Source organism: Shewanella algidipiscicola (assembly GCF_003605125.1).
Taxonomy (GTDB): domain Bacteria; phylum Pseudomonadota; class Gammaproteobacteria; order Enterobacterales; family Shewanellaceae; genus Shewanella; species Shewanella algidipiscicola.
On sequence record NZ_QPQT01000003.1, the window covers coordinates 161,763 to 186,337 of the forward strand.

The following is a 24,575-nucleotide window of genomic DNA, read 5'->3' on the forward strand; positions in this document are numbered from 1 at the left end:
GCTTTAAATTTGGGCTGTTGGCGCCCAATACTATTAAATCAGCGCAATAGTCTCAAATGAGTTACTGCTGCGCTCGTAATAGTAAGGGCAGGTCATATTCGAGGCTGTCAGCCAAAGCAAGCCAGTCGTGGCGCTCCTGCGCCGCCAGCATCTCACGAAATAACTCAACCACAGTTACGGCATTTTGTAACTCAGGCAAGATGGGTTTGAGCAAGTCGATACACTGAGCAAAGTCATGTGAGCCGTCGGCCTCATGGCCTAACCTGAACTTATGAGCTGCGCTTATCAGCTTTATGATAAGGGTATCTGCAGGTTCATTTCTCATACGTTACACTCCTGATATTGGGTGCCATCAATGGCGGCACCATCTAAACTCGCATTATAAAAAGTCACCTCAGGTTTAGTGAGAATATAATGTTCAAGGGCAAGCAAATAGCCACGAAAATTCAGATCGGTTGCCACTTTTTCGCCATGTCCGTTCATCACCCAATGTTGCTTGGCATTGGCGATAGAAGGGCCTAATTTACCGTCTTGCCAAAAGGCGTGGGTCTTATTATGCGGATAACTAAAATCGCAACCAAATAAGGTTATCGATGGGCTGTTTAAATGTACGGCTAAATCGATGGCCGGATGGATGACGCTACCATTGGCAAATAGGCGCAGTTTAGGGCATTGCTGGTGGAACTCATCATAGATTTTACTGTGCGAGTAGGCGGCAAAACGTTGTCCAGGCCACCATTGCAACACTGCTTGCTGTGACTTGGGGAAGTAGACCAGTTTGACGCTATCAGGCACGTTATCGGGTAAAAAGTCACGCGTGACATTTTGATCTATGCTCACGACGATATCGGGAACAATCTGTTCCTTGAGTAAGGCTTTTAATGCGGTGTCGACGCTAATCATCAATGGCCGAGTCGGCTCTGGTAATGCTCGCTGCGCCCTAAGGTAAGCATAATGCTGCTCGAGCGTGGGCCCAGTGGCGATGACTAAGGTCTGATTAGGTTGATATTGCAAGCTTAAAGTGGCGGCATCGGCATCTTGTTGCATGGTCGCAAGATTATCCCGCATGCGCTGCTGAAGCTCAACGTCATCATTGCCATGGCTTCTGTTGGCAAAATCAAGGTTATTGTTAAATACCAATAAGTCACGCAATCTGGCATTGTCATCGCTGCTCAATAAGAGTTCGGGCGTGACGGTAATGTAGTGGGGCGGCAGTCGGTGTTGTTGAAGCTGGTGCACCAGCGTTAGGCGTGGATCGCTCAACCATTCGCGCTGATCGGTATAAGTCAGTAATAGGGCAAACAGACTGACATTGAGCAGGCCAATACGCATGCTTTTTATATGGGGGTGCTGCACTAGGACGGCGGGGACATCTCCCATACCGACACCATAAACCGTGAGGTCACGGCAGTTTGCTGGCAGTTGTTTAATCAACAGCTTCGCTTCGGCGATACGGTTATGCCGACTGCTCAATTGAATACCATTGACACTGATGGTTTGTTCATTGCCATTAACGAGACAAGCATCGAAGTGTTCAATGTTTGCCGCATGTAAGGCTGAAGCGAGCAGAGGCCAACGCTTATTAATGATCTCGAGGTTAGCAGTAAACAGCTCAGTCATTGACGCTATCCTTTATAGGGTTGAGGTAAATAGGAATAATGAAGATAAGTTGATGTTTATTGCGCAGCGTTGACGACAAAGCTGACTTCGGCTATCAGCATTATTTATCATGCGACTATTACGCTACTTTCACGCCGTAATACGCAGTGACTTTCATGGGGCTAAAGTACCTTAAAAATGCCAAAAAATCCATGATAAAGCGGATAGCAAGCCAGTCAAAAATCATCTCAGCGCGCTTGGCTCCCTAACCACAAGTGTGAGGATTTAAACTTAGACACTGGGTTTAAAAATGATCCTAGCCGCAAGGATTGGTGTGGCGCTGATTAAATAAGAGGATACCGATTTAATCGCAAGCTAAGCCGTGAATGTTAACCTATTCACCTAGCTACGCAGGAGCACTAAATGCTTGTTAAGCTAGAGGATTGTATTAGGATGTTGGCGGTTAGTGATGGTTATTTTACCTATGCATAAGATAACCATTTTAGTGGCTATCTTATGGTCTCCCCACAGGGACTCGAACCCCGATCGATCGCTTAGGAGGCGACTGCTCTATCCTGTTGAGCTATAGGGAGACGCTGTTGATTATACTGTTTTTCATCTCGATGAAAAGGCTTTAGATTTAGTTGCTTAATTAGTGGTCGCTTGTCAGCTACATTTTAATCGCAATGTCATTTACTTGTAGATTTAGCGTCCCATTTTGTGACTCGAGCAAGGCTGTGGCACTTTGCTGCGTGACTTGATCTATGGTGACCGTTGCGCGAGTTTCCCCGGCAATTGGGCGCATGTTGTCGAGCCTGTCGGGTAAGTTTTGTTGCAATACAATTTGAAAACGGTCGCCCACTTTTATACCGTTATTACGCCCCAGATTGATGATCACCCGTCTGTCTTGTTTAGACACAATTTGTCCCAGTAGTGGCCTGCAGTTAAGCACTTTATCGATATCTGCACTGGCTTGTGCTAATACGGCATCAATATGTTGACCATAGCTGGAATGCCAAAAGCGGGCGCTATTTGCCGGCACTGTGGCTTGTCGCTCAAATTCCCATGGGGCAGATGAATGATATAGCTCGCTCCATATTTGCTCACCACTGATGCCATGGTACAGCGATAGCTTTAAATGAAATTGTCGTTGTGGATAGTTATTCCAAAGGCCTAGTAATCCGCCTTCAACGGGATCGGTGGAGATATCGACGATCGCTGGCAGTAGGATATATTGACTGTCGGTGATGTCGCTTAGCCAACTGGGTAAACGGTAGCCTCGAACATCCACTAAGGACTGCTCAACATCTAGGCGTTCGTTGGCGTGAACATTGGCAAGGCTGGCATTGCTGCGCTGCTGAATGATATTTCCTAAGCGTTCTGATAATGCCTGTTCAAAGTGGCCGATATTGCCGTATCTGAGCTGCGCACGATCGGCAATCGATGCCTGCGGCACTAAAATAGCGGCTTTTAATGGTTCCATTTGGCACTGTTGCTCTGCGCCATCGATAACATCGGCTCTTAATGTCACTGTGATTTGTTGGTTTTCGATGCGCTCACTGAGTAGTTCGACTCGCGCAATGTTGGCTTGGTTCGACATAGAAAACTGGCTTTGTACCAGTTGACCGTTTTGCGTCTGTTGCATGCTGGTAAATTGGCCACCCGATTGCAAGGTGATAACACTTAAGGCTTGTTGTATGGCTTCTTCGCGTGCCTGATTAACATTGTTGTTGAGCACGTTGGCCTCGCCATGTGCTTCAATCCACTGTGCTGACACGTTAAGGTGGGTTAAACCGAGCAGTAGCAAGGATATGGTTAGCCGATTCATGTAAAAGTCTCTTTCAATAATAACAATGTAAACGCTACAACCTGCGTTATTAACTGCCAAGATGATGACAGTATTTGCGGTTGTTGGGCGATATTAGCCAGATGGCATCATAGCAAGCAATATACATGCCCGTATGTTCTTTGTGGCACGATTGCTTGCTTAATGGGGTTAAAGGTTGGCGTGTTGAGGCCGATACAGGGACGTGGGTAAGCCATAGTGGCTATTGGCTCATAATTTGCATTTAAATTTATGTCAGTCGAACGCGCCGCGAATTTGTCGTGTGACATAGCGATAGTCAAAGTTATCGTCTGCGTCAGTATCGACCGGGTTGTGATGTTAATGCATCAGCGCCGTCAACGGTTAAATAGTTAGCAGTTAACTTAAATGGGCGGCGACCAAGCCTTGCGTTCATATTGAAACGGCATTTTATATTGGCATTTTTTCCGGCTAAGCCTTGCTTAGCGTTATACAGGACAGAGCGATGCGAACAGCGATACTTTTGTCATCTTTATTGCTATTGGCGGGATGTGCGAGCAATGAGCCCGCTGCGCCGTCATTGACAAGCGGCAATACTTTGCCTGCTCAATCGGCAGTGCTACACCTGAGCCAACAATTGGCTAATGAACTGGTTAGGCAAAATGATCAACTCACACCTAAGCATCCGTTATTGGTGACAACGCCAGTGTTGTTAGACAGTTTAAATGGCACTAATCCTTTGGGGTTACAATTACAGCAAGGTTTAATTGCTGCTATGCATGATCATCAATTTAATTTGGTCGATCTCAATGTGGCACAGAGTGTGCGAGTGACCGACAGTGGTGATTTTATATTGAGTCGTGATTGGCGTAAGCTGGGTGACGATTTGCCCGTTGAGCATGTTTTGGTGTCGACCATGAATCTGTCGCTTGATGAGCTTGTGGTCAATAGCCGCATTGTGAATGTAACCAATAATCGTGTGGTATCAGTTGCGTCGGCGAGTGTCACCTTGGCTGAATTGCCTGGTTATCTTAGGGCGTCTGAGCGGGTGGAGTCTAAGCAAGGCTTGTTGATCCGTCACAGCACGCAGGGGCAGGGTAACATGCAAATGGTAGGAGAGATGCAATGAGAGTCTGGTTAATGGCATTACTGCTAACACTAAGCGGCTGCGCTTCTCAAGATAGATATATTCAGTGGGAAACAGAAGCGCCTGAGCAGTTTCCTAAGTTAACCGCTATCGGCTATGCCCCCTTAGCGACACAACCGGCCAAAGAGCAATCGCAGCGCGTGTTAATGGCGATGCAAGCATCCAAAATCGCAGCTTATCGCGAGTTGGCTGAGCAGGTGTACGGCCAGCAGTTGTCGGCCTCGAGCCAAGTTAGGGATTGGATGTTGTCTGATGATAATATTCAAGCGTCGGTGACCGGGGTCATTCGTGGTGCCAGAGTGGTTAAGAGTTACCCTGTGGGTGAACACTATGTGACTGAGCTGGAACTTGATTTTTCTCAAGTGTGGGCTTTGTACCAACAGCAACATCGTCCGCAAAAAGTGAAGCAAGTGACTTATTTTTAAATAGAGCTTCCTCTGCAACAGGACTCCATTATTAAAGCCTCTATTTCAGAGGCTTTTTTTGTGTCTGTTGTCAGCGGTTCCTGCATAGGAAACGCATGAAACTGGTGAGATAGGCGCTGATATAACTCAGCATTATAGAGTGCTGTCGTTAATCAAATAGAACGCTGTAGTGCATCAAAAGAGCCAAGCAACAGATAGGATGAGGTAGTGCTATGGACACAGTCGTCAGAGATATTAAGAATTGGGTAGAACGCTATAGACACTCATTGTCGAACCTGATGCCACAATGAGTGTCTGCTGTAATATTAGCGTAACAAGAATCCGTCTACGCTTTAAGGTTATTGCCTAAGGTCGAAATTGTTGAGGTTTTACCTTTACCATCGTAGGTAAGGCTGGATGCGTTTCGACTGGCTTGCAAGGCTTGTGAAAAGCGATTGATACTGGCCATGCTGTGTTCGATTAAAGTGGCATTTTGCGCGTTAAGCGTCTTACATTGGGCTAACACTTGTTTGGTAATTTCGACTAATTTTTGCAGTTTTGGATCGCTACTGAGTTTTCCGCTGTCAGGGTGCTCTGATAATCGTACATCGACCGCTTTGATCTCATCTAACAACTTAGCTTTATCTGTTGCTAGGGTTAGCAACTCATCGGCACTTTGTGCGATAAGCGCCACTTTCTCCGCTTCGATAAGGCGTTTTAAGTCGTTTAATAACGTATGTTGATTAGCGATGATGTCGATTATTGAGTTCATAACAGCTTAATTAAGATCCTTTAGTTCATTTTCAAACTGCGCAATATTACTGGCCAGTTTGTCGGCATCAATTTTATAGCGACCTTCAGCAATGGCCGCTTTGATCTGTTCGACTTTATTTGTATCGATTTCAGGTAAGCTGTTCAATTTAGCTTGGGCATTTTGCAGTTGCTGCGCCTGAGGCGTTATCGATACCGAGTCACTTTTTACGGTTTTAGCCGTAGTGGTTTCGGGCGATATGGCCTGGTTTTTTGCCGATGACTTATCGGTTGTCGGCGTGGCGACTCGATTGTTAGTGCTTGTATTTATATGCTTTATATCTATAGCCATAATAGGTTCCAACGTTACTTAGTGAGATCAACATAACTGTATATCGGCGTTCACTGTTAAAGCTTTAGTAGAATTTTGTAGTGATCAATAAAAAAATGCCCATCGATTGGGCCATGTGGTACTACATTCTAACCTCAACCGCGCCGATCCCAATAACGTTTGCATCTACCATTTTCTGTGAGTTACTGTTTCTAACCTGAATTCTATCGCCTAAGTTACCATCACGTAAGGCCTCACCGATAGTTTTTATCTCAAAATTGGCCGTGCGGGCAAAAATAGACACCATGTCGCCTTTGCATACAAAGCAAAGGTTACTGCTAAACAGGGTTTGATTGGCGGCAATTCTACGTTTTACTCGGGTACCTGTGACTTGTGCGGGATCATCAAATTGTTGGCCACGTAAATTACTCTGTTCGACATAGGCAAGTGTCACCTGCTCCGCGTCAATTAGATCGCCCGGCCCCAAGGTTTGTGTGGCCACAACCACTGGGTAAAGGATGTCGACTCTTACCGATATGTAAATTTGCCAAGGGTATTGTAGCTCTGGGGTTTCGCAACTGACTTTAACTGTGTTATTACGGCCTATTGCGCGATCGCTGGCGACCTCTACGCTTAGCGCTGAACTGCAAGCTGGTGGGCTGACTCTGGTGTCTAAGCTTTGCGGCGTAATATTGACCCTTGCATCACTTGGGGCTTCAATTTTATTTTCAATTGCCGCTATAGCTAATCGTGATATCGTCGATAAAGAGGGTACACTTGGCTCATCTGCACCGAAACTTGGGCAAGAGAAGAGTAAAGCGATGAAAAAGTACACAGTATTTACTTTCATAATGATTAGACTAGCTTGAACGGCCAGATTGCACCTATACTTCGTTGTGGCCCGTACCTTTAGACATTTTTTTTCATAGAAATTAGTGTCATAAATTTGACGAGTTTGGGCCTGGTTATCATTCAAATTTATTAAAGCAATTAGCATGCCTATACTTATAGTTACTATGGGTGGGGAAGCATTGACAAGGCAAAGGCATTATGTCGAGTATTCTTGATTCAGTAAATAAACGCACCCAACTCGTGGGGCAAAACCGCCTAGAACTGTTACTGTTCAAATTAAACGGTCGGCAACGATTTGGCATTAACGTATTTAAAGTTAAAGAGGTGCTACAGTGCCCTCCATTAACCGCGTTACCAAAGCTAAATCCAGTGGTTAGAGGTGTCGCTCATATTCGTGGCAAGACGATCTCTGTGATTGATTTAAGTGCAGCGACGGGTGGTCGCCCGATTGAAAACACCGACGAGTGTTTTATTATCATTTCTGAATATAATCGCAGCGTACAGGGGTTCTTAGTTAAATCTGTTGAGCGCATCATCAATATGAACTGGGAAGCCATAATGCCACCACCGCAAGGTGCGGGGCGGTATTCTTACTTAACTGCAGTCACCGAGATTGAAGGTGAGCTGGTTGAGATCCTTGATGTGGAGAAAATCCTCGATGAGATTTCACCCGTTAAGACGCAGATAAGCCAAGAAATGGATGATAAGTTAACCATAGATAGAGACCGCCATTATCATATTATGGTGATTGATGATTCAACGGTTGCACGAAAGCAAATAATTAGGGCGCTTGAGTCATTAAACCTGCAAATCGATACCGCTAAAGATGGCCGTGATGCCCTCAACCAATTAGAGGCGATGGCGGAGAATATGGATAATGTGGCTCATGAGCTCCCATTAATTATTTCTGATATTGAGATGCCAGAGATGGATGGCTACACCTTAACTGCAGAGATTAGGGATAACCCTAAGCTTAAAGATATTAAGGTGGTGCTTCATACTTCACTCAGTGGTGTATTCAATCAGGCCATGGTCGAAAAAGTGGGCGCCAATGATTTTATCGCTAAGTTTAATCCAGATGAACTGGCGGCCGCGGTGAATAAGCACCTTAGTTTGTAAATTGAGCGTCGTCATACAAGCTCCTAACTTTGAGTAGTTTATGCTTGTCTCAGTAGGTTCGCTAATGTATAACGCTTGGCTGTTTAATGCTTGCTATAGTAGTGTATGTTGTAGCCTGTTTTATTTTTTGAGATTGGGATATCTAGGTGCCGAATAAATCACTTGCAGAAGCTGAGTACAACCAATTTAGATTATTTCTGGAACAACACAGCGGGATCGTGCTGGGTGAAAATAAGCAGTATTTAGTTCGTAGTCGCTTGGCACCATTAATGGGGAAATATAACCTTCCGTCATTATCAGAGGTGGTCAAACATTCGATGAAGCCGACGGAGCGGCAGTTAAGGGCTGAGGTTATCGATGCGATGACCACTAATGAAACCTTATGGTTTAGGGATCGTTATCCGTTCGAGTTGCTCGCAAATAACTTGTTGCCTGAGTACACTCGTTTGGGGCGTCCACTTAAAATATGGTCGGCGGCGTGCTCCTCAGGGCAAGAACCTTATTCGTTAGCTATGACGATTTTAGAATACCAACAGCGTAAACCAGGGGCATTACCGGGTGGCGCATCGATATTGGCCACCGATTTATCACCATCTATGTTAGACAGGTGTAAAGCGGCGCAATATGATAACTTGGCGCTGGCGAGGGGCTTATCTGATGAGCGTAAGCGGCAGTTTTTTGCTCCGACCACACCAGGCTCTATGGTTGTCAAAGACAATGTAAAACGTTTGGTTAATTTCAGAGCCCATAATTTGCTTGAAAGTTATACCTTACTGGGTAAATTTGACATTATATTTTGTCGCAATGTACTCATCTACTTTGCACCTGAGGCAAAGGCCAAAATATTGCGGCAATTTGCTGCCGCTTTGAACCCCAAAGGGATCTTATTTCTTGGTGCTTCGGAGTCGATTGCCGGATTAACAGAAGAGTTTGAGATGGTGCGCTGTAATCCTGGCATCTATTATCAAAAACGTGGTTAGTCTTTACCGCCTAATTTAACTAAAATGCCAGCAATAAGCTGGCATTTTTTATCTTTGTGGTTTTTTATTAACCACTTCCTTTCTCTTTCTCTCTTGTTTGGCATAACAATTGCTTTGTTGTTGGTATCTGTATGAGGAGGCAATTTTATGGCGATTAGTTTTGATAAAGCATTAGGTGTGCATCAATTCACCTTGGGTGTGCGTTCAACGCGTGCGCAGGTGATCTCATCTAATATTGCCAATGCCGATACTCCTCATTATAAAGCCAAAGATCTCGATTTCGACAAGGCACTGCAAGCCGCTCGCAGTCGGCAAGGGGGGTTAGCTATGAGTCGCAGTGACGAGCGTCATTTCGATTTAGCGGCCTTAAGCCAACAACATGTGAGTTATCGCGTGCCCAATCAGCCCGATACTGGTGATGGCAATACTGTCGATATTCAACAAGAGCAGTCTGAATTTATGCAAAATGCCTTAGAGTATCAGATGTCGTTAGGGTTTCTTGACAGTAAGTTTGCTGGATTGAAAAAAGCACTTAAAGGAAATTAATGATGAGCTTATTTAATATCTTTGATGTTTCTGGATCGGGTATGTCGGCGCAATCGATCCGCCTCAATACCACGGCAAGTAACATTGCCAATGCCGACTCGGTTTCCAGTAGCATCGACCAGACTTACCGTGCTCGTCATCCTGTATTTGAAGCGGAAATGGCCAAAGCTAGTCATCAACAGCAAACCTCACAGTCGGTTAAAGTGGCGGGCATTGTCGAAAGTGATAAGCCGCTGCAGAAAGAATACTCTCCTGATCACCCGTTGGCAGATGCCGATGGTTTTATTTACAAACCCAATGTGAATGTGATGGAGGAGATGGCTAACATGATCTCTGCATCGCGCTCTTACCAAATGAACGTACAAGTTGCTGAAGCGGCCAAGTCTATGCTGCAACAGACTTTACGAATCGGCAAATCTTAGGAGGTAATTAGTGAGCCTCATTAACCCGTTAAGCAGCCAGTCACCCCTTAGCAGCGATAAGCAAAGTGGGCAGATCACGCCGCAATCAAACAGCAGATCGAGTGCCGTCACCGAATCTACGGGAAATCCGTTTCTAGACAGTATTCGTTTGCCTGAGGAATCCACGATTCCTGAGGCAAATAACCAAGAGCTGACTCAAGATGATTTTTTCTCTTTATTGAGCCAACAATTGTCGATGCAAGATCCATTTAAGCCTGTAGATAATGACCAGATGATTGCGCAGATGGCTTCATTTTCGACCGTCGATGGGATCGGTAAGCTCAATGAGGAGATTGTCAACCTCAACGCTGTGATGACTTCGAGTCAGGCACTCCAAGCCTCAGGCTTGGTTGGGCAGAAAGTACTGATTCCGTCAGATACTGGCCATATTTCTGCTGAAGATCCGCACCTAAAAGGGATCATCAGTACGCCAGAGGCTATCGATGACATTACTGTGCGCATCGAAGATGAAAAAGGTCAGTTAATCAAAACCTTTACCGTCGATGGCAGTGCAGGCGGCAATATTGATGTTAGCTGGGATGGCCTTGATAAAGATGGCGAGCCGGTGGCCAGTGGTAATTACTCGATTAAAGCTTCTGGCAAAGTGGATGGTAAAAGCGAAGACCTAGCGGTATCGACCTACGCTCATGTGACTAGCGTCTCATTAGGTACAGCCAGTACCGGCGCAATTTTAAACCTTAGGGGCATAGGGGGTATCAAGATTGGTGATGTACTCGCCGTCTCTGAAACCTAGATAAAGCTTACGTTAGGGCATAACGTCCACGACAACGAATAGAATTTTTAATGAGGTGATTTATGTCATTTAACATTGCATTGAGCGGTATCTCAGCAGCCCAAAAAGATCTTAATACCACGGCTAACAATATTGCCAACGTCAATACGGTTGGTTTTAAAGAGTCTCGCGCCGAATTTGCCGACGTGTACGCCAACTCCATTTTTGCTAACAGTAAAACCACAGTCGGTGGCGGTGTGACCACATCGCAAGTCGCGCAGCAGTTCCATCAAGGTAGTATGCAATTTACCAGCAACGCCCTTGATATGGCGATTAATGGCGGTGGTTTTTTTGTGACCTCATCTGAAGTGGGCTCACAAGATATGTCTTTTACCCGCGCAGGTGCATTTAAAGTTGATGGTAATAATTACCTAGTAAACTCATCGGGTCACTTCTTACAGACATTTCCAGTCGATAAAGACGGTAACTCAACATCAGTGAGTTTAACCACCACCAAACCGGTGCAAATTCCGGACACGGCAGGTCAGCCACAGAAAACCAATGATGTGGGCATTCAGATGAACCTTAATGCCGCTGAAGAGACGCTCGATCCGGCGAATTTCGATCCTACTAAGCCTGAGACCTTTAATAATTCAACATCTGTGACCATATATGACTCATTAGGTGAGCCACAAATTTTAACCACCTACTTTGTGCGCCCACCCGAAGCGGCGCACAATGGTGAGAGTAATTGGGTGGCGTTTTATGCCGTCGATGGTAAACAGGTCGATATTGCTGGCCCTGTAGCGACTTATGGGCGTGATACTACAGGTGATGGTACTGCCGATGCTACGGGTAACGCAGAAAATGCCAGCGGTTGGAAAGGTTCGGTATTGTCCTTTAATGACACAGGTACTTATACCGGCAGCGATCCTGCAGTGATACAGACCGAAGAACTCGGTGTCGGCGGGGCTAATGTATTAGGCCCTGGTACCGATGGCACGCAAACCCTGACACTTAATTTTAATAATCCGACGCAATATTCATCGGCTTTTGAGGTGACAGAGCTGAGCCAAGATGGTACCACCGTTGGCCGTTTAACCAATGTTGAAGTGGGTGCCGATGGTCTGATCAATGCCAGTTACAGTAACGGCTCTACGGTAGCGTTAGCCCGCGTGGCGTTGGCACGTTTTTCAAATGAGCAAGGCTTAACTCAAGTGGGTAATACGTCGTGGAAGGCCAGTTTAGATTCAGGCCCAGCGTTAGCTGGTGAGGCCAATAGTGGTACGTTTGGTGGTATTCGCTCGTCAGCACTGGAACAATCCAACGTTGATTTGACCACAGAGCTGGTTGATTTGATCTCCGCACAACGTAACTTCCAGGCTAACTCGCGTACCTTAGAGGTTAATAATACGTTGCAACAAACGGTACTCCAGATCCGTTAATGGTTGACTTAAGTGTGTTGCCGCCACGGCAACACACTGCCGCTTTTCGCTTAACAACTCCTTTCCCCGCATTATTTACCTTCGCATCCTATTGATCTTCCACTCTCATTGACCTTTGTTGTTGGCACGGTGCTTGCTTTGTACAGTGATACGACAGTTTTAGTTGAAACATTGACGGAGCAGCAAGTGGATAAATTACTTTATGTCGCCATGAGTGGCGCCAAGCAGAATATGCATTCGCTGGCGGTACGTGCGAACAACCTTGCTAATGCTAATACCGATGGTTTTAAGTCAGACTTAGAGCAAGCTCGATCCATGCAGGCCTTTGGTGAGGGCTTGCCGACACGGGTGTTTTCGATGACAGAAAGCCCATCGGCTAACTTTGCCAGCGGACCGTTAAAAACCACTGGCCGCGATCTGGATGTTGCCGTTAAAGGCGATGGTTGGATTGCCGTGCAGAGTGCCGACGGTGGCGAAGCCTATACTCGCTCTGGCAGTTTAAGCATAGATAACACTGGGTTGCTGCGAAACGACCGTGGTAATCCCATTATGGGGGATGCCGGCCCTATCGTATTGCCGCTGCCTATCGAAAAAGTCGAAATCGCCCAAGATGGCATTATTTCGGTGCGCCCTTTAGGGGCGACAGCGGAAGTGATTGAAGAGGTTGGGCGGATCAAGCTCGTTAACCCAGGTAACCAAAATTTAATGCGTGGAGAAGATGGCTTGTTCCGTCAAATCTCTGGCGAAATCGCACCTGCCAATGCGCAGGTGTTTGTAGAGAGTGGCGCCGTTGAGGGCAGTAATGTGAATGCTGTCGATGAAATGGTGTCGTTAATCGATTTGCAGCGTCAGTTTGAGATGCAGGTCAAGATGATGAAAACGGCCGAAGAGATGGATCAAGCCTCTTCGACATTAATGCGCATTAGTTAGGAGATAGATTATGCATCCCGCGTTATGGATCAGTAAAACAGGCTTAGATGCTCAACAAACCGATATTTCGGTTATCTCTAACAACGTGGCTAATGCGAGCACCATTGGCTACAAGAAAAGCCGCGCCGTATTTGAAGACTTGCTTTATCAAACAGTTAACCAGGCTGGTGGCATCAGTGCCTCTAACACTAAGTTGCCTAACGGTCTGAATATTGGTGCGGGTACCAAAGTGGTGGCTACGCAAAAGATGTTCACCCAAGGCAACATGCTAACCACGGATAACTCATTAGACTTAATGATTGAAGGCCCAGGCTTTTTTGAAGTGCAGATGCCAGATGGCACCGCGGCCTATACGCGTAATGGCCAGTTCACCCTAGATGATACTGGTCAAATCGTTACCCCTGGCTCAGGTTATGTGTTACAGCCGGCGATCACCATTCCAGATGACGCCACCAGTATCACAGTGTCGGCAGAAGGGGAGGTCTCGGTAAAAACCCCGGGAGCGGCCGAAAACCAAGTGGTGGGTCAGTTAGCCATGTCCGATTTTATTAATCCAAGTGGGTTAGATCCTATGGGGCAAAACCTTTACACCGAAACTGGCGCGAGCGGTGCACCTATTCAAGGTACGGCCTCTTTAGATGGTATGGGCGCGATTCGTCAAGGCGCACTGGAAACCTCTAACGTCAATGTTACCGAAGAGCTGGTTAACTTAATTGAGAGTCAGCGAATTTATGAGATGAACTCCAAAGTGATCTCAGCCGTCGATCAGATGTTGTCTTACGTTAACCAGAATTTGTAGAGGCTTAATATGACTAAGTATCTCATATTGGTGGCTGCCATCGCCTTAGCGGGGTGTAGCTCAACTAGCAATAATAAGCCGATTGCTGACGACCCCTATTATGCGCCTGTTTACCCAGAAGCCCCACCAACCAAGGTGGCAGCAACAGGGTCTATGTATCAAGACAGTCAGGCATCGGGATTGTATTCCGATATCAAAGCATTAAAAGTGGGCGACATCATCACGGTGATTTTGCAAGAGTCGACCCAAGCGTCCAAGAGCGCTAATAATGAGATTAAAAAAGGCTCAGATCTTAGTCTCGACCCCATTTATGCGGGTGGTGGTAATGTCACCATCAAGGGCGTACCTATCGATTTACGCTATAAAGACAGCTTTAACACTAAGCGAGAGTCAGACGCCGATCAGAGCAACAGCCTGTCAGGCAGTATCTCGGCCAATGTGATGCAGGTGCTCAATAATGGCAACTTGGTGATCCGCGGTGAGAAATGGATCACCATCAATAACGGCGATGAATTTGTGCGAGTGACCGGCATTGTACGTTCGCAAGATATTCGTCCCGACAACACGATTGACTCGCAGCGCGTTGCTAATGCGCGTATTCAATACAGTGGGACAGGCACCTTTGCCGATGCACAAAAAGTGGGTTGGTTAGGGAAGTTTTTCATGAGTGATTGGTGGCCTTTTTAGGAAGTAATATCATGAAAGTTAGAATTATTTTACTTTGTGCTCTGACCCTGTTTTCTTCAATAAGCTTTGCCCAGCGCATAAAAGACATTGCCAATGTGCAAGGGGTGAGAGATAACCAACTCATTGGTTATGGTCTCGTGGTCGGTTTGCCCGGTACCGGTGAAAAGACCCGTTATACCGAGCAGACATTTAAAACCATGCTGAAAAATTTCGGCATTAATCTACCGGATAACTTTAGACCCAAGATTAAAAACGTCGCGGTGGTTGCCGTGCACGCTAATATGCCGCCCTTTATTAAGCCGGGGCAAACCTTAGATGTTACGGTATCGAGCTTAGGTGAAGCTAAAAGCCTACGCGGCGGCACCCTAATACAAACCTTTCTAAAAGGAGTCGATGGTAATGTTTACGCCATCGCTCAGGGCAGCATGGTCGTCAGTGGCTTTAGTGCCGAAGGACTCGATGGCTCAAAAGTGATCCAAAATACCCCAACCGTTGGGCGTATTCCCAATGGCGCGATTGTTGAACGCACGGTGGCGACCCCATTTTCAACAGGCGATCATCTGACCTTTAACTTACGCCGTGCCGATTTCTCAACGGCTAAGCGTTTAGCCGATGCCATCAATGGCTTACTTGGTCCAGGCATGGCCCGAGCGCTTGACGCCGCTTCTGTACAAGTGAGTGCACCGCGTGATGTGTCACAAAGGGTGTCATTTTTAGCCACGCTGGAAAATATCAACGTTGAGCCCGCATCTGAGTCGGCCAAGGTTATCGTTAATTCTCGCACCGGCACCATAGTTGTAGGAGCAGACGTGCGTTTGTTGCCTGCTGCAGTCACCCACGGTGGTTTGACAGTCACTATTGCTGAGGCGACCCAAGTGTCACAGCCCAACCCCTTAGCGGGTGGCGAAACTGTCGTCACCAGTAACAGCACTATCGATGTGTCTGAAGAAGATAACCGTATGTTTTTGTTTAACCCAGGTACCACCCTCGACGAACTCGTTAGGGCGGTTAACTTGGTTGGCGCGGCGCCATCGGATGTACTGGCAATTCTCGAAGCGTTAAAAGTGGCAGGCGCTTTGCATGGAGAGCTTATCATCATCTAATTTTTGTCGGGTTGACTATGGAAAAGCTGTCACATTCATCGCACTTTATGGACATCGGGGGGCTAGACTCCCTGCGTGCCAAAGCACAAAAAGATGATAAGTCAGCTCTGAAGGAAGTGGCGCAGCAGTTTGAGGGGATCTTCGTGCAAATGCTGATGCAGAGCATGCGCGACGCCAATGCAGTGTTTGAATCCGACAGCCCGATGAACAGCCAATACACTAAGTTTTACGAGCAGATGCACGATCAGCAGATGTCGGTTAACCTCTCCGACAAAGGCATGTTAGGCCTAGCCGACTTGATGGTGCAGCAGCTCGATCCTACGGCCAGTGCTTATACCCCAGCGTCAGTATTACGTGGCGGCATGCAGCAGCCTATTTCATCTAGCGTCAATATGACGGCACAGCATGTAAGCCAATCTAAGGTTTCAGCGACTCAAACTCCCTCTTTACCCGAGGCACTCGACGAGGTTGTCAGCGGCAAAGTGTTGCCATCGGCGGCGCCCATAAATGGCTTCAGTAGCCGTGAAGAGTTTGTTAGTGCGCTATATCCCCATGCTAAAGCGGCAGCACAATCCCTTGGCACCACGCCAGAGGTACTCATTGCCCAGTCGGCACTCGAGACTGGTTGGGGACAAAAAATGGTGCGCACCGCACAGGGTGAGCCCAGTCATAACCTATTTAATATTAAGGCCGACAAGCGCTGGCAAGGCGATAAAGCAGGCGTGAGTACCTTGGAGTTTGAACAAGGTGTTGCGGTTAAACAACGGGCCGATTTTCGCGTATATGACGGCATAAAGCAGAGTTTCGATGATTTTGTGTCATTTATCTCTGAAGGGCCACGTTATCAAGCGGCCATGGATAAGGCGGCCGATCCTGCAGCGTTTGTACAAGCCCTGCAAGATGCCGGTTATGCAACCGATCCACATTACGCTGACAAAGTGATCAAGGTGATGCAATCGGTAACCAAAGGGCTGGGTTCAGCCATATCGGGAGTAACACCATGAGTCAAATTACCATTGCCCGCCCAGTAGGAGGGATTCTTTAATGTCATTGGACTTACTTAACATTGCTCGTACGGGCGTACTGGCATCGCAGTCACAGTTGGCGATAACCAGTAATAACATCGCTAATGCCAACACTCAAGGCTACCACCGTCAAGTGGCTGAGCAGTCGAGCCTCGACTCGCAGCGTTTAGGCAATAACGTTTTTGGTGCGGGTACCTATGTGAGCGACGTTAAGCGTATTTATAACGATTACGCCGCGCGCGAACTGCGTATTGGGCAAACGGCGGTGAGTCAGGCGCAGACCACGCATGTCAAAATGGGTGAGCTCGACCAACTGTTTTCGCAGATCGGCAAATCGGTGCCGCAAGGCTTAAATGACCTGTTTGCAGGACTCAGCAGTTTGAGCGATCTTCCCGATGATTTAGGGATACGAGGTGGTGTGCTGGGTAATGCCGAACAGCTGGCTAATGCGTTAAACCAGATGAATTCGCACCTTAATGGTCAAATGCAGCAGACTAACGATCAAATCGTGGCGGTCACCGACAGGATTAATGCCATCGGCAAGGAACTTGGACACATCAATCAGGAGTTGATGAAGTCTCAAGGGGCCGACATGCAGCTGCTTGATCATCAAGATGCCTTAATCCAAGAGCTGAGCGAATATGCCACAGTCAATGTGATCCCACTGGAATCAGGCGCTAAAAGCATCATGCTTGGCGGCGCCGCCATGTTGGTGTCTGGTGAGGTGACGATGCAAGTGGGCTCGACAATGGGCGACCCATTTGGCGGTGAACTGCGGATCACTGCATCGACTGGCGACCAGAGTCTGGTGCTCGATCCCACTAAAATGGGGGGGAGTTTAGGCGCCTTATTTCAATTTAGGGATGACACCTTGATCCCTGCACAAATGGAGATGGGCCAGCTGGCCGTAGGTATCGCCGATAGCTTTAATCAAGCTCAGAGCCAAGGTTTTGATTTAAATGGCAATGTAGGCGGAAACCTCTTTTTAGATATCAACGATCCTAAGATGTCGATGGGCCGCGTAGGCGCCTATGGCAATAATACCGGAGATGCCACCCTCAAGGTCAATATCGATGATGTTGGGGCGCTTTCTGGTGGTAACTATCAGTTAAGTTTTACCGCGCCTGCAACCTATGAGCTTAAAGATAACGACAGTGGCGTCGTCACACCACTGGTGCTTAACGGTAACGAGCTCACTGGTGGCGACGGCTTTAGTATTCAAATAGCCGCAGGCACCATGGCATCGGGCGATCAGTTTGAGATCAGGCCCACAGCGGGCGCCGCAGCGGGGATTGATGTGGTGATGAGCGACCCTAAAGGCATTGCTGCTGCGGGTCCGAGTATCAATGCCGATGCGGCCAATACGGGTAGCACGAGCATCACATTAAACAGTATGGATCCTAGCCAAGCCAATTTCCCTGGCGTTGGCGGTGAAATCACCTTTGAAATAGACACCATCACCAATAGCTATCAAGCCTTTGATGCAACAGGTGCCGTTTTAGGTGCGGGGACATTTACGCCACCTAATATTGACGCCTTTGGGATGAATTTCGATGTGCAAAGCAGTACCGCCGAGGCCGGTCAGCGTTTTACCTTTGATCTCAATTTTGCCGAAGGTAATAACAATAATGCCCTTGAGATGGCCAAGTTAAACGAAGCCAAATTGATGCAGGGCGGTAGCGCCACCTTAAGTGATGTGTATGAGTCGACTAAATTAGCCGTAGGTGGCAAAGCTAAATCGGCTGAGGTGGCATTAGGTTCGGCCGAGGCGATTTACGCACAGGCTTATAGCCGAGTGCAAAGTGAGTCTGGTGTAAACCTCGATGAAGAGGCCGCCAATCTAATGCGTTTTCAACAGTCTTATCAAGCATCCGCTCGGATCATGACCACAGCTGCTGAAATTTTTGACACTTTATTTAGTTCGGTGAGATAGGAGTAAAGCTGATGCGCATTTCAACGGCACAGATGTTTAACCAAAGTATTACCAGTGTGTTAGACAGGCAATCATCGACCAGTAAAATCTTAGAGCAACTATCAAGTGGTAAGCGAGTCAATACCGCAGGTGACGATCCGGTTGCCGCTATTGGTATTGATAATCTTAACCAACAAAATGCCTTAGTCGATCAGTTTATGAAAAATATCGACTATGCCAATAACCGTTTGTCATTGACCGAAAGTAAGCTTGGCAGCGCCGAGACATTGACGGGATCGGTTCGAGAGCAAATGTTGCGTGCAGCAAATGGCGGTTTAGAAGATTCCGAGCGGCAAATGATTGCCGTTGAACTGCGCACAACCTTGGAAGAGTTGGTGGCGATTGCCAATACCCAAGATGAATCGGGCAATTATCTATTTGGTGGCTTCGAAACGGGTAAGCAGCCGTTTAGTTTCGATGCCGCAGGCAATGTGGTTTATAACGGCGATAGTGGCGTACGTGATGCGGTCGTCGCATCGGGCGTCACCTTAGGCACTAATATTCCGGGCGATCAGGCATTTATGAATGCGCCATCAGGATTAGGCGATTTCAGTGTCAATTATTTGGCAAGCCAAGTCGGTGATTTTAGTGTGAACAGCGCCAGTATTACCGATCCTGCAGCTTATGTTGAAGACAGCTACACCTTCACCATGGTGGGCGGCGATCTAGAGGTGAGAGACTCAAGCGCGGCCTTGGTGACCACGGTATCGCCGTTTGACCCGTCCACCCCTGTAAGTGTTAATGGTATTGAGGTTTCTCTCTCTGACATGCCTGAAAACGGCGACAGTTTTACCATAAATCCCCAAAGTGAAGTCAGTATTTTCGACACCATTAATCAAGCGATTTCCTTGATAGAAGATCCGAATAAAATAAATACGCCCCAAGGAAGATCAGAGTTGGCACAGGTATTGAATGATATCGATAGTGGTGTAAATCAAATCAGTATTGCTCGAGGTCAATCGGGCACTCATTTGAAAAGTCTAGAGAGTCACAGTTCGGCCCATGTTGAAGAGAAGTTAGTCAACAGTTCGGCGTTATCGATGCTCGAAGATTTAGATTACGCCTCTGCTATTACAGAGCTCGAAAAACAGCAATTAGCGTTAAATGCGGTGTCGAGTGTGTTTAGCAAAGTCGGGTCGACGACACTATTTGACTATATCTAACGAGGCTTATCTCGGTAGATGTTAACTCAGGATTTTTAGCCAAGCTCAGCGTCTTGGCAGTGCAACCAAGAAGAGGAAAACACAATGGCTATTACAGTAAATACTAACGTTACATCAATGAAGGCGCAGAAAAACCTCAACACCTCATCTCAGGGGTTGGCAACGTCAATGGAACGTTTGTCTAGTGGTTTGCGGATCAACAGCGCTAAAGATGATGCGGCAGGTCTAGCCATCTCGAACCGATTAAATTCGCAGGTACGTGGTTTAGAAGTGGGTATGCGTAATGCCAATGATGCCATCTCTATCGCACAGATTGCCGAAGGCGCGATGCAAGAGCAAACAAACATGCTACAGCGGATGCGTGATTTGACCATCCAGTCTGAAAACGGTGCTAACAGCCCCGCTGATTTACAGGCGCTAAAAGCAGAGATGGATCAGCTGGCCGATGAAATTAATGAGATAGGTCAAAATACCGCCTTTGGTAATACTAAGCTGCTAAGCGGTGGCTTTGCTGCGGGTAAAACCTTCCAAGTGGGTCATCAAGATGATGAAGATATCACGATTTCGGTAGGCAGAACCGATAAAGACAGTCTTTCAGTAGGTGCCTTAGCTAATGCTTCAGCAGGTGATCGTAAGTCGGCATTAGACAAGATTGATGCAGCCATTAATACTATCGATACCCAGCGCGCTAAATTAGGTGCGGTGCAAAACCGTCTAGCACATAACATCAGTAACAGTGCCAATACTCAAGCGAATGTCGCCGATGCTAAGAGTCGTATTGTGGATGTGGATTTCGCCAAAGAGACCGCCACTATGACCAAGAACCAGGTACTACAACAAACGGGTTCAGCCATGTTAGCCCAAGCCAACCAGTTGCCTCAGGTTGCCTTATCACTATTAGGCTAATGGCTATCAATAAGATCAATTTAGGTTAAATGGAGTCGCAAGTGTCGGCTCCATTTAACCTATTTATTCGTGTAACAATGATATTTTTAAATACTAAATTCAATGCATTAATTGAATTTAGTATTTTTTTTAAAAAAAAACTAAAGATTAAAATCCTCGTGCCGTTACATTTACTGTAACCAATTAGCTCCGCCTGGCTCAAGTCAGACAGGCAAGTGATTAAGTCAGGCATAGTAGAGGAAACGATAATGGCTATTACAGTAAATACAAACGTTACATCGATGAAAGCTCAAAAGAACTTGAATCAGTCTAGTGGTAACCTAGCGACCTCTATGGAGCGTCTATCAAGTGGTTTGCGTATTAACAGTGCAAAAGACGATGCCGCCGGTCTGGCCATCTCTAACCGTCTAGATTCTCAGGTTCGTGGTCTTGAAGTGGGTATGCGTAACGCTAACGATGCGATCTCTATTGCCCAGATTGCTGAAGGCGCGATGCAAGAGCAGACTAACATGCTGCAACGTATGCGTGACTTGACCGTTCAATCAGAAAACGGTGCCAACAGTGATGACGATTTAGCGGCGTTAAAAAAAGAGATGGACGCCCTAGCAACCGAGATAGGTGAGATTGGTAAAAATACCGCCTTTGGTAATACTAAGTTAATGAGTGGTGGTTTCGCTGGTGGTAAATCATTCCAGGTGGGTCATCAAGATAGTGAAGATGTTACCCTAAAAATTCCGAAAACAGATCAGACTACCCTAAAGGTTAGTGGGTTATTGAACGCAACATCTGCTAATAGAGGCAGTGCGCTTAAGCAGATTGATGATGCGATTAAACAAATCGATGGCCAGCGCGCCGACTTAGGTGCGGTGCAAAACCGTCTGTCGTACAACATCAGTAACAGCGCTAACACGCAAGCCAACGTTGCCGATGCTAAGAGTCGTATTGTGGATGTGGATTTCGCCAAAGAAACCTCCGCAATGACTAAAAACCAGGTACTACAGCAAACGGGTTCAGCCATGTTAGCGCAAGCTAACCAGTTGCCACAGGTTGCACTATCGTTACTATAACGAGCCAAGGTTAAGCATTGATACGATAAGGGAGGTTCGGCAACGAGCCTCCCTTTCGTGGTTTTAAGCAACAAGGTGAAATAGAGGGTTATCGTTATGGACATCAATATGGTTAACTCAGCTACTCTTGCTCCGACTAAAGTGGATGTAGGTCATGCGGCGACGAAACCTAGTCAGCAGGATGTTGAATTAGATACTCGCTCTGCCATTAACGCGGTGGAAGCAGCAGAAGAGGTGCCCGCAGCACCAGCTGAGCCAGAGCAACTGCAAGGCGTTGTCGATGAGCTGTCTGACATGATGTCGCTGATGCGAAAAGGGTTGGCATTTAAAATCGATGAAGATTCTGGCACGAATGTTGTAAGCGTTATGGATATAGATTCTGGCGATATCATTCGTCAAATTCCTAATGAAGAAGCTCTAGAATTGGCGCAAAAATTGTCGGAAGTGACAGGTTTACTAATGAAAACTGAAGTTTAAGGCTTTAGAACATCATAATTAAGTTGAGGTATTTATGGCATTAACAGCAACGGGAATTGGCTCTGGACTCGATATCAACACGATTGTCGGCGTACTCGTTGATGCCGAAAAAGTGCCTAAAGAAGCGATCTTCGATAAAAAAGAAGATGCGCTTGAAGCGCAGGTTTCTGCCATTGGTACGTTAAAGAGTGCTTTGTCTAAGTTTCAAGATGCCTTAGAAAAACTTAAAGATGGTAATAGTCTAAACCAACGCCAAGTCAGTACCGGTGAGAGCAATTATTTTACGGCTAGCGCCGATAAAAATGCCCAGTCGGGTAGTTATAATATAGTGGTTGAGCAACTTGCCCAGCGTCATAAGGTGGCTGGTGGCTATACCGCCGACCCTAAAGCGGCTGTGGGCGAAGGTAGCTTAGATTTTACGGTAAATGGTAACTCCTTTAGCGTTGATGTCGCGGCGGGTGATTCGCTCGATGCGATAGCCGCCAGTATTAACAATGCCGACGATAACGTCGGTGTCACAGCGACCATAGTCACCACAGATGGTGGCAGCCGCTTAGTGATAAGCTCTGACACCGAAGGTTCTGACAGTAATGTCACCGTTGCGGCTAACGATACTAGCGGGACTGGGCTTAATGATATGTTTGGCACAGGTAATTTGACCGAAGTACAAGCGGCCAAAGAAGCGATTGTGTATATCGATGGGCAAAAGTTACAGTCGCAAACCAATGAAATTAGCAATGCGATTTCTGGGGTGACCTTAAATTTAACCGATGCCGATCTGAATAAGACTTCAGTACTCAAAATTGAGCTTGATGAAGAGGCCGTTAAAGAGAATGTGCAGGGCTTCGTTGATGCCTATAACGGTTTGATTGACACGATAGAAAAGCTATCCTCCTATGACGCGAAAGAGAAGAAAGCCGCGGCCATGCAAGGGGATTCAATGATCCGCTCTATCGAGTCGCAAATGCGCAATATGATTTCGACCCGGGTCGATACTGGCGGTGGCGACAGTATTGCGCTTTACGATATCGGAATTGAAGCCGATCGCTATGGTAAGTTATCTGTTAATAGCACCAAGTTAGATAAAGTCATTAATGAAGATATGGGCAGTATCGAGAACCTGTTTGCCACCAAAGACACAGGTCTAGCAACACGCTTAGATACCTTAGTTGAAGGTTATGTTAAAACCAGTGGGCTGCTTAACACACGCAATAATACCTTAACAGAAGATCAGCAACGTTTAGAAGATCAGCGCGAAGCTTTCAACATGAAGATGGAGCAGCTACAGGCGCGATTATTTAAACAGTTCAATGCCATGGATTTAGTGGTGGGTAATTTAACTTCCCAAGGTAATGGCGTGATTAGCGCATTAAATTCTCTGCCAGGTGTGGTCAAGGCATCTGGTTAATTGTAAGGTTATCTAGATTTGCAATCACTGAATACACTAAATACTCAGTTGGCTGCTGTATTGAGTCAATTAGAGGCGATTACAGCCGAAGATGAAAAAGCTGACAAGTTGGTATTAAATTTGCTAGATTTGGTTAATCAGCGTCAACTTTTACTCAATGAGTTGCTTGAGTCTCCTAAAGAGGAAGATAGACAAGTACTGCAGACGCAATTAACGCTCACGAATCAGTTTACTGCTCGTGCGGTACCATTGTTAAAACATCGACAAGAGCTGCTGCATTTAGGGCAAAAGAGCCAGAAGCAGCTTAATGTGTATAAGTCTATAGGTTCAGAGTAGGTAGGTATTTATGAGAACGTCACTGAAATCATATCGTAAGGTATCAGTAGAGAGCGAAATTTCGGTCGCTTCTCCCCATCGTATAATTCAATTGATGTTTGAGGGGGCGCTGCAACGTTTAGCGCAAAGCCGTTATGCGATTGAAAATAATGATATTGCCAACAAAGGGATCTTTATTGGCAAAGCCATTGGTATTATTACTGGCCTAAACAATAGTTTGAATATGGAAGCTGGCGGTGATATCGCCAATAATCTTAGCGAACTCTATGATTTTATGCTGCGTAAAATATCGGAAGCTAATATCAATAATGATGTGCAGGCCATTGATGATGTTAGTGAGATACTCAGAACCATTAAAGAGGGTTGGGATGCTATTCCGCAAAAAGACCATCATATAGTGTCACACAGTGATGTGTAATTGCGTGGTTCGTAAAGCCTTGTGCGCCACAATTCTGTCAGGTGTCAAACCTTTGACATCTTGTGCTTGAATCGTAGATAAATTGTTCTAGAATCAGATGAGTTTGTCATAAA

The 24,575-nt window shown here is 46.4% G+C and carries 27 protein-coding genes and 1 tRNA gene; 21 read left to right on the top strand and 7 right to left on the bottom strand.

What is annotated here, in order from left to right:
- Nucleotides 1-61 precede the first annotated feature (61 nt).
- The 4 genes from DVO77_RS04355 to DVO77_RS04370 form a co-directional block, all read right to left on the bottom strand.
- A complete protein-coding gene (locus DVO77_RS04355; RefSeq protein WP_119977467.1) occupies nucleotides 62-325 on the bottom strand; it encodes a hypothetical protein in 264 nt (87 codons plus the stop codon).
- Nucleotides 322-1,620 (bottom strand): motility associated factor glycosyltransferase family protein, encoded by a 1,299-nt coding sequence (locus tag DVO77_RS04360; RefSeq protein WP_119977468.1) that lies wholly within the window; start codon nucleotides 1,618-1,620, stop codon nucleotides 322-324. The genes DVO77_RS04355 and DVO77_RS04360 overlap by 4 nt, the downstream gene beginning before the upstream one ends.
- Nucleotides 1,621-2,116: 496 nt before the next feature.
- Nucleotides 2,117-2,192: transfer RNA gene (locus DVO77_RS04365), tRNA-Arg, on the bottom strand.
- Between the two features lie 77 nt (nucleotides 2,193-2,269).
- Nucleotides 2,270-3,427 carry a flagellar assembly protein FlgT gene (locus DVO77_RS04370; protein WP_119977469.1) on the bottom strand — a complete coding sequence of 386 codons (1,158 nt, stop codon included), beginning with the start codon at nucleotides 3,425-3,427 and terminating at the stop codon, nucleotides 2,270-2,272.
- A gap of 481 nt (nucleotides 3,428-3,908) precedes the next feature.
- On the opposite strand from DVO77_RS04370, the gene DVO77_RS04375 reads away from it, so the two are divergent.
- Both DVO77_RS04375 and DVO77_RS04380 read left to right on the top strand, forming a co-directional pair.
- Nucleotides 3,909-4,532 (top strand): FlgO family outer membrane protein, encoded by a 624-nt coding sequence (locus tag DVO77_RS04375; RefSeq protein ID WP_119977470.1) that lies wholly within the window; start codon nucleotides 3,909-3,911, stop codon nucleotides 4,530-4,532.
- Nucleotides 4,529-4,975 (top strand): LPP20 family lipoprotein, encoded by a 447-nt coding sequence (locus DVO77_RS04380; RefSeq protein WP_110456397.1) that lies wholly within the window; start codon nucleotides 4,529-4,531, stop codon nucleotides 4,973-4,975. The genes DVO77_RS04375 and DVO77_RS04380 overlap by 4 nt, the downstream gene beginning before the upstream one ends.
- Nucleotides 4,976-5,300: 325 nt before the next feature.
- Here the strand turns inward: DVO77_RS04380 and DVO77_RS04385 are convergent, their stop codons facing one another.
- The 3 genes from DVO77_RS04385 to flgA form a co-directional block, all read right to left on the bottom strand.
- Entirely contained in the window at nucleotides 5,301-5,726 is a 426-nt protein-coding gene (locus DVO77_RS04385) for a flagella synthesis protein FlgN (RefSeq protein WP_119977471.1), read from the bottom strand.
- Nucleotides 5,727-5,732: 6 nt separating this feature from the next.
- Nucleotides 5,733-6,056 carry a flagellar biosynthesis anti-sigma factor FlgM gene (gene flgM, locus DVO77_RS04390; RefSeq protein WP_119977472.1) on the bottom strand — a complete coding sequence of 108 codons (324 nt, stop codon included), beginning with the start codon at nucleotides 6,054-6,056 and terminating at the stop codon, nucleotides 5,733-5,735.
- Between the two features lie 121 nt (nucleotides 6,057-6,177).
- On the bottom strand, nucleotides 6,178-6,885 hold the full coding sequence (gene flgA, locus DVO77_RS04395; RefSeq protein ID WP_119977473.1) for a flagellar basal body P-ring formation chaperone FlgA: 708 nt from the start codon (nucleotides 6,883-6,885) through the stop codon (nucleotides 6,178-6,180).
- A 200-nt stretch (nucleotides 6,886-7,085) separates the two neighbouring features.
- Between flgA and DVO77_RS04400 the strand changes: the two genes are divergently transcribed.
- The 19 genes from DVO77_RS04400 to fliS all read left to right on the top strand — a co-directional run bounded on the left by DVO77_RS04400 (nucleotide 7,086) and on the right by fliS (nucleotide 24,462).
- The gene (locus tag DVO77_RS04400; protein WP_110456393.1) at nucleotides 7,086-8,006 is read left to right on the top strand and encodes a chemotaxis protein CheV; all 921 of its coding nucleotides are present in this window, start codon (nucleotides 7,086-7,088) and stop codon (nucleotides 8,004-8,006) included.
- A 146-nt stretch (nucleotides 8,007-8,152) separates the two neighbouring features.
- Nucleotides 8,153-8,986 carry a CheR family methyltransferase gene (locus DVO77_RS04405; protein WP_119977474.1) on the top strand — a complete coding sequence of 278 codons (834 nt, stop codon included), beginning with the start codon at nucleotides 8,153-8,155 and terminating at the stop codon, nucleotides 8,984-8,986.
- A gap of 147 nt (nucleotides 8,987-9,133) precedes the next feature.
- Complete coding sequence (flgB, locus tag DVO77_RS04410; RefSeq protein ID WP_110456391.1) at nucleotides 9,134-9,532, top strand: flagellar basal body rod protein FlgB; 399 nt, start codon at nucleotides 9,134-9,136, stop codon at nucleotides 9,530-9,532.
- Between the two features lie 2 nt (nucleotides 9,533-9,534).
- Nucleotides 9,535-9,954, top strand: coding sequence for a flagellar basal body rod protein FlgC (gene flgC, locus DVO77_RS04415; RefSeq protein WP_110456390.1), 420 nt, complete (start codon nucleotides 9,535-9,537; stop codon nucleotides 9,952-9,954).
- Nucleotides 9,955-10,027: 73 nt separating this feature from the next.
- Nucleotides 10,028-10,747 carry a flagellar hook assembly protein FlgD gene (gene flgD / locus DVO77_RS04420; RefSeq protein ID WP_259650888.1) on the top strand — a complete coding sequence of 240 codons (720 nt, stop codon included), beginning with the start codon at nucleotides 10,028-10,030 and terminating at the stop codon, nucleotides 10,745-10,747.
- 62 nt (nucleotides 10,748-10,809) lie between these two features.
- A complete protein-coding gene (flgE, locus tag DVO77_RS04425) occupies nucleotides 10,810-12,171 on the top strand; it encodes a flagellar hook protein FlgE (protein WP_119977476.1) in 1,362 nt (453 codons plus the stop codon).
- Between the two features lie 186 nt (nucleotides 12,172-12,357).
- Nucleotides 12,358-13,101: a flagellar basal-body rod protein FlgF gene (gene flgF / locus DVO77_RS04430; protein ID WP_119977582.1), complete on the top strand. Its 744-nt coding sequence runs from the start codon at nucleotides 12,358-12,360 to the stop codon at nucleotides 13,099-13,101.
- Nucleotides 13,102-13,111: 10 nt separating this feature from the next.
- Entirely contained in the window at nucleotides 13,112-13,900 is a 789-nt protein-coding gene (flgG, locus tag DVO77_RS04435; protein WP_110456386.1) for a flagellar basal-body rod protein FlgG, read from the top strand.
- 9 nt (nucleotides 13,901-13,909) lie between these two features.
- A complete protein-coding gene (gene flgH / locus DVO77_RS04440) occupies nucleotides 13,910-14,587 on the top strand; it encodes a flagellar basal body L-ring protein FlgH (protein ID WP_110456385.1) in 678 nt (225 codons plus the stop codon).
- A gap of 11 nt (nucleotides 14,588-14,598) precedes the next feature.
- Nucleotides 14,599-15,690 carry a flagellar basal body P-ring protein FlgI gene (locus tag DVO77_RS04445; protein ID WP_110456384.1) on the top strand — a complete coding sequence of 364 codons (1,092 nt, stop codon included), beginning with the start codon at nucleotides 14,599-14,601 and terminating at the stop codon, nucleotides 15,688-15,690.
- 17 nt (nucleotides 15,691-15,707) lie between these two features.
- Entirely contained in the window at nucleotides 15,708-16,694 is a 987-nt protein-coding gene (flgJ, locus tag DVO77_RS04450; protein WP_119977477.1) for a flagellar assembly peptidoglycan hydrolase FlgJ, read from the top strand.
- Between the two features lie 40 nt (nucleotides 16,695-16,734).
- Entirely contained in the window at nucleotides 16,735-18,648 is a 1,914-nt protein-coding gene (gene flgK, locus DVO77_RS04455; protein WP_119977478.1) for a flagellar hook-associated protein FlgK, read from the top strand.
- 11 nt (nucleotides 18,649-18,659) lie between these two features.
- Entirely contained in the window at nucleotides 18,660-19,850 is a 1,191-nt protein-coding gene (gene flgL / locus DVO77_RS04460) for a flagellar hook-associated protein FlgL (RefSeq protein ID WP_119977479.1), read from the top strand.
- An 84-nt stretch (nucleotides 19,851-19,934) separates the two neighbouring features.
- The gene (locus DVO77_RS04465) at nucleotides 19,935-20,756 is read left to right on the top strand and encodes a flagellin N-terminal helical domain-containing protein (RefSeq protein ID WP_119977480.1); all 822 of its coding nucleotides are present in this window, start codon (nucleotides 19,935-19,937) and stop codon (nucleotides 20,754-20,756) included.
- Between the two features lie 248 nt (nucleotides 20,757-21,004).
- Nucleotides 21,005-21,823, top strand: a complete 819-nt coding sequence (locus DVO77_RS04470) for a flagellin N-terminal helical domain-containing protein (protein WP_119977481.1) — start codon at nucleotides 21,005-21,007, stop codon at nucleotides 21,821-21,823.
- Between the two features lie 96 nt (nucleotides 21,824-21,919).
- Entirely contained in the window at nucleotides 21,920-22,300 is a 381-nt protein-coding gene (locus DVO77_RS04475; RefSeq protein ID WP_119977482.1) for a flagellar protein FlaG, read from the top strand.
- A 34-nt stretch (nucleotides 22,301-22,334) separates the two neighbouring features.
- Entirely contained in the window at nucleotides 22,335-23,708 is a 1,374-nt protein-coding gene (fliD, locus tag DVO77_RS04480) for a flagellar filament capping protein FliD (RefSeq protein ID WP_119977483.1), read from the top strand.
- An 18-nt stretch (nucleotides 23,709-23,726) separates the two neighbouring features.
- Nucleotides 23,727-24,044 (top strand): hypothetical protein, encoded by a 318-nt coding sequence (locus DVO77_RS04485; RefSeq protein ID WP_119977484.1) that lies wholly within the window; start codon nucleotides 23,727-23,729, stop codon nucleotides 24,042-24,044.
- A 10-nt stretch (nucleotides 24,045-24,054) separates the two neighbouring features.
- On the top strand, nucleotides 24,055-24,462 hold the full coding sequence (gene fliS / locus DVO77_RS04490) for a flagellar export chaperone FliS (protein ID WP_110456375.1): 408 nt from the start codon (nucleotides 24,055-24,057) through the stop codon (nucleotides 24,460-24,462).
- The last annotated feature ends 113 nt before the right edge of the window (nucleotides 24,463-24,575 follow it).